This is a genomic window from Aeromonas sp. 1HA1 (genome assembly GCF_029237385.1).
Lineage (GTDB): Bacteria > Pseudomonadota > Gammaproteobacteria > Enterobacterales > Aeromonadaceae > Aeromonas > Aeromonas popoffii.
The window spans coordinates 1-4,898 of the sequence record NZ_JAACGC010000129.1; the positions used below are offsets into that span (position 1 = coordinate 1).

Consider the following 4,898-nt stretch of genomic DNA (forward strand, 5'->3'; position numbering starts at 1 on the left):
GCGCTGCCAAAAATCAACGCGTTCTTGAGTGGTCATAGCGGAAATCCCAACGTAGATACGATGGGTTTCAGTGTGCCGAGGTGATCTCAGTAAAAACAGGTGCTGATTCAGGGGCGCTTACGATAAATTTGGTTTACATCCGTATCTTGGGCCTCGAGACGCTCTCCATGAATCGCACCCGTAACTAAAGAGTTACATTTTTACCTAATATTAAGGAAAATAAAATGAAAAAATCAGTTGGTAGCAAGGCGAGTTGTTTGTGTGGCAGCATAACAATCAAAGTGGGTGAAATCGATCCCAAGTTTACAGTTTGTCATTGTTCTTCGTGTCGTAAGTGGGGCGGGGGGCCATTATTCATGATCCCTTGTGGTACTAATGTCGAGTTTGAAGGTCGACAGTTTGTCAAAGAATATGACTCTTCTGCTTGGGCAACCAGAGGGTTTTGCTCAAATTGTGGTACTCATTTATTTAGTCGTTTTAAGAAAAATGATAGCTACAATATGCCGGTAGGTTTGTTCCATGATATAGCAGGTTTGGAAATGAGCATGCAGTACTTTATCGATCTTAAACCCGAATATTATTGTTTTTCCAATGAAACCCCCAAGATGACTGAAAAAGAAATTTTTGCTCATTTTGCCTCCGAAATATAGGGTATGACAATATCTCGCATGTTGGGCTTCGCTTCGCTCTGCACCAACCTACACGAAGTGAAGCCCAACGTTTACCGCGAACACTTTATCAAGGTAATAATCGGATAATTCAGCATTATTCGATTATTGCCATTCCCTCAATCAGGCTCTGGCGGATTGGTTTTACGCCGCATGTTGGGCTTCGCTGCGCTCTGCACCAACCTACGCCCGCGCCAACCCATGTCCTGCACGACGCCCCAACCCGCATCAAAGCCCCCATCAGCTACCAAACCGGCATTGGCCCCACTCTTGCTATGTCTTACCCCATTGATGGCCGTGGCCGCCCTGAATCTCCTGCCGTGATCCGCCCCGAACGGGGTGGATCACGGGGGAGGGCGGCCCGGCAGAGACCTTCTGATGGGAGTCGTGACAGTGCAAGACACAACCAAACCCTTGCCCCCGCAGCGCTGGCTGCAGCTGGAGTTAAAGGCCATCGACAGTCAGGTTGGCCGCTGGCAGAGCCGCCGTTTCGAGATAGCGGCGCTCCACCCCGCCGAACCTGAAGCGACCGGTGCCTTGCCCCTTACCCTGTTTCGCGATGAGCGGGGGGATTATCGCTTCAATTTGAGCTCCGGCTCGCCGCGCCTTTTTATTACCGGGACTGTCACCGGAAGTCGCGTGGACAGTGGCTTTGTGGCCGATGGCCTGACCCTGAGCCAGACCGTGGCCGCTGCCTATATGGATGGCGAGCGGCAGGTGCTCTCCTGCCCGCTGCCCGAAGCGCTGCAAGCCTGGGTGGAGGCCTTTATCGGCCGCCACGGCGAGCTGCTGGAGGCCCGTCGCAAGGGCAAGAAGGGCAAGGGACGGGCGCAGGATCAGCTCGGTCTCGATACGGCTGTAGCGACATCAAGAGACGCCGTAGATCAAGCCAATTGCGGCGCCGTTAAAGCCACCGGCCCCGATGGCCGCGAGCGTGGCAGTGACAGCGGAACCTGTGCCGGAACCAAGGCCGGAAACAACGCCCATGAGTGAGTTCCTCAAACGCTGGTCGTCTCGCAAGAGTGAGGCGCGCAAGCATCAGCCATTGCAGCCACGGGAAGAGGCCACCCCAGAGGTGATTGCGATTCCCATCGAAGGCAGTGGCGAAGGTGAAATATCAGATACCGCGATGGATAGCCCCGTAGTCAGCACTGACAAGGGGAGTGAGGAACCGCTTGCCATCGAAGGGACTGAGAGTGGCGAGCCGCCGCTAACAACGGCGCAGCCGGGCAAGGCCAAACTTCCCGACAAGGAGGCGCTGCGGGCCATGTTTCGCAGCCACAAGCCGGACGGGCTTGACGACTACACCCAGGATTTCAGCCAGCCAGAGCTGCTGCCCGCAGCCCTGACCGCCGGGCTGCGCAACTGGCTGGTGGAGCAGGTGATCGCCCCTGACAGCGAGACGGCCAATCCGGCCAGCGGATCCGCTGAACCTGTTGCGGTTGCCAGCGTTGCCGCCGCCGACGAGCCGCACGGGTTGGCTGATAACCATTCTCAAACCCCCACCGACGATCGGGACATTTTGGTTTCCTGTGATGGACAAAATGTCCCAGCCAAAGATAAGGGAATGGAACCTTCAGGATCCTGACTCCCTGTCAGTCACTTTTTTTCCGGGGGAGTTGGCTCGGCTCTTGCTCTCTCGGCTTACCAACAAGCGCCCATCCCACGAGGTGGCGCGCACAGGAGCGTATGTGAGCACTGAACAAACATTGCCAAATTTGGCCCCAAATCTGACCTCAAATCTGGCCCACGGGGCGGGGGCGGCCGAGCATAACGCGCGCGCTCGTGCCTATGCGCTGCAGCATACGGTCAAGACCGACAACCTGATCCCGGCCACTGTCTCTTACCAGAGTCAGGGGCGCCTGCTGCTGGTCGGCCCGGAAGATCGCATTCGCCGCGCCGCCAGCCTGCTGCCAGCCGGGGTGAAGCCGACCCTGCTGGTGACCGAGTCAGTCCATGATGCCGAGGCGGCGGATCTCGAAACCATCTTCGACGCCACCGCATCTCTCGATGCCCTGACCTTGCGCGAGCCGAGCCTGACAGGGTATCTGGGTCAGTTCCAGCTCACCGGGCTTAATGGGCAGGGGGAGCGGATTGAGCTCGCCGCGATCTGCTTCCCGCAGCAAACGGCTGCTGTCACTGAACAGCCACGCGAACCGCGCTTTGATCTGGTGGCCGATCTGGGCTGCACTCCGCTATTTGCGCTGGAGCGCCCGCCGGTCGGCTATCTGCATATCTTTGATGACGATGGGCTGGCCGAACGACTCGCAGAACTTTGCGCTCTCACCGGTATCTTCGACAAGCCGCGCTATTTTCGCCAGGGCCCCGAGGCCTGCGCCTTTACCGCTCGTGGTGTGCCCGGTTGCAGCCGCTGCCTCGATGTCTGCCCGACCGATGCCCTCAAGCCCATCAATGGTCGAATCCAGATCGATCCCCATCTCTGTCAGGGCTTTGGCAGCTGCGCCTCTGCCTGTCCGACCGGGGCGATTGCCTATCATCAGCCCGATGCCAACACCAGCGGCGACTACCTGTTCCGATTGCTCAAGCATTATCGGGAGGCGGGCGGCGAAGCGCCTCGACTGCTGATCGCCGCTGAAAACGAGCGCGAATGGGTGGAAGCCGAACTCACCCGCCTGTCTGCCAACTGGCTGCCGGTCTGGGTGGAGGAGAGCGCGAGTTTAGGCATCGAGAGCTGGTTCGCCGCTCTCGCCTATGGCGCCAGCGCGGTGCGCATTGCGCTGGGTGACGATGCCCCTGCTAGCGTGCGGGCATTGGTTGAGCGGGAGCTGGCGAGCGCCGCCGTGCTGCTGGCGGGTGCGGGTCTCGCTGCCGATCGCATCGCTCTGTTTGACGCAGATGCTGGTGAGCCTGTTTCCGGCCAGCCAACCGTTGCCCTGCTGGAGAAGCCGCTGAAAGGGGACAAACGGGAAAACCTGTTTGCCGCCTTCGATGCCCTCTGGCAGGCCAACGAAGGGAGCTGCGAGCCGCTGGCGGTGCCCCACGGCGGCCCATACGGCAGCGTGGAACTCAAAGAAGCAGACTGCACCCTCTGCATGGGCTGCGTGGCGGTCTGCCCGAGCCGCGCCCTGCATGCGGTGGGGCACACGCCGGGCCTCAACTTTATCGAGCAGGATTGCATCCAGTGCGGCATGTGCGAAAAGGCGTGCCCCGAGCAGGCCATAGTGCTCACGCCCCGTCTGCAACCCGTGCCCGAGGCGCGCCGCGCCGTGCAGAGCCTGAAAGCCGAAGAGGCTGCCTGCTGCATTCGCTGCTCCAAGCCGTTCGCGCCCGCCTCGATGATCCGCCGCATCCAGCAAAAACTGGCCGGTCACTCCCACTTCCAGAACGAGGCCGCCCAGCGGCTGCTGATGTGTGAGGATTGCCGGGTCAAGGATGTGTTTGCAGCGCTGGCGGCGGATCCTGCCGCCCAGCTCAAGGTATGAGGGGCCAGTGATGAGTGAACAACATAACGAAAAGGCTGGCGAACTGACCATGACCGAACTGGAACAGAGCAGCGCCGATCTCTACGCCCTGCTGGCAAGCCTCTGGCGCGCCGCCCCCCGTGGCGAACAGCTCGCCTGGCTGCAAGGGTTGCAGGCTATGCCGGGCCCCTTTGCCAGAGGGCTCGGGCTGGTGCAGCTGGCGGCCAGTAGCCACCACGAAAACGAGCTTGCCGAGGAGTATCAGGATCTCTTTATCGGGCTGGGGCGCGGAGAGATTGTGCCGTTTGCTTCCTGGTATCTCACCGGCTCTTTGATGGAGCTGCCGCTGGCGGTACTGCGCGCCGACCTGCAGTCCCTCGGTTTCGAGCGCCAGAGCGGAGTGTGCGAGCCGGAAGATCATCTCGCCGCCCTCTGTGAGGTGATGGCGGCATTGATTGCTGAGCAGCACCCGGATCGCAACCGCTTCTATGAACGCCATCTGGCCCCCTGGGTACTTGTCTGTTGCCGCGATCAGCAACAGGCGAAAGGGGGCAGCTTCTACCGGGCCGTCGGGGCGCTTGCCGAAGATTTCTTCACACTGGAAAACGAATTGCGCCTGCCGTTTGGCGCCTGCGTGGTGACGGGCTGAACGCCCCTATCTGTGAATAACAAGCTGTGCATAACCTGTCTCTTGATCAGATCTTGATCCCCGAAGCCATCATCTCTTTGGCGGCAATAAAGCCGTCCAGTTTACTTTGCAGTGTTTGCCAGCCTTCCCAGAGTGAGCTCCAGCCTGCAATCCCTGTTC

At 59.6% G+C, this 4,898-nt stretch carries 5 protein-coding genes; all 5 read left to right on the forward strand.

Annotated features, from left to right (window positions below):
• Positions 1 to 224 precede the first annotated feature (224 nt).
• Entirely contained in the window at positions 225 to 650 is a 426-nt protein-coding gene (locus tag GWQ22_RS20830) for a GFA family protein (protein WP_275931539.1), read from the forward strand.
• A gap of 396 nt (positions 651 to 1,046) precedes the next feature.
• Positions 1,047 to 1,661 (forward strand): DUF3305 domain-containing protein, encoded by a 615-nt coding sequence (locus tag GWQ22_RS20835; protein WP_275931540.1) that lies wholly within the window; start codon positions 1,047 to 1,049, stop codon positions 1,659 to 1,661.
• Complete coding sequence (locus GWQ22_RS20840; protein ID WP_275931541.1) at positions 1,654 to 2,256, forward strand: DUF3306 domain-containing protein; 603 nt, start codon at positions 1,654 to 1,656, stop codon at positions 2,254 to 2,256. The genes GWQ22_RS20835 and GWQ22_RS20840 overlap by 8 nt, the downstream gene beginning before the upstream one ends.
• Before the next feature lie 103 nt (positions 2,257 to 2,359).
• Complete coding sequence (locus tag GWQ22_RS20845; protein ID WP_275931542.1) at positions 2,360 to 4,111, forward strand: 4Fe-4S binding protein; 1,752 nt, start codon at positions 2,360 to 2,362, stop codon at positions 4,109 to 4,111.
• A gap of 10 nt (positions 4,112 to 4,121) precedes the next feature.
• Entirely contained in the window at positions 4,122 to 4,739 is a 618-nt protein-coding gene (locus GWQ22_RS20850; RefSeq protein WP_275931543.1) for a molecular chaperone TorD family protein, read from the forward strand.
• Positions 4,740 to 4,898: the final 159 nt, after the last annotated feature.

Bases quoted from the DNA above. Each gene is read 5' to 3' on its own strand.
- GWQ22_RS20835 (WP_275931540.1), top strand. From the start codon at position 1,047: ATGGGAGTCGTGACAGTGCAAGACACAACCAAACCCTTGCCCCCGCAG.
- GWQ22_RS20830 (WP_275931539.1), top strand. From the start codon at position 225: ATGAAAAAATCAGTTGGTAGCAAGGCGAGTTGTTTGTGTGGCAGCATA.
- GWQ22_RS20850 (WP_275931543.1), top strand. From the start codon at position 4,122: ATGAGTGAACAACATAACGAAAAGGCTGGCGAACTGACCATGACCGAA.
- GWQ22_RS20840 (WP_275931541.1), top strand. From the start codon at position 1,654: ATGAGTGAGTTCCTCAAACGCTGGTCGTCTCGCAAGAGTGAGGCGCGC.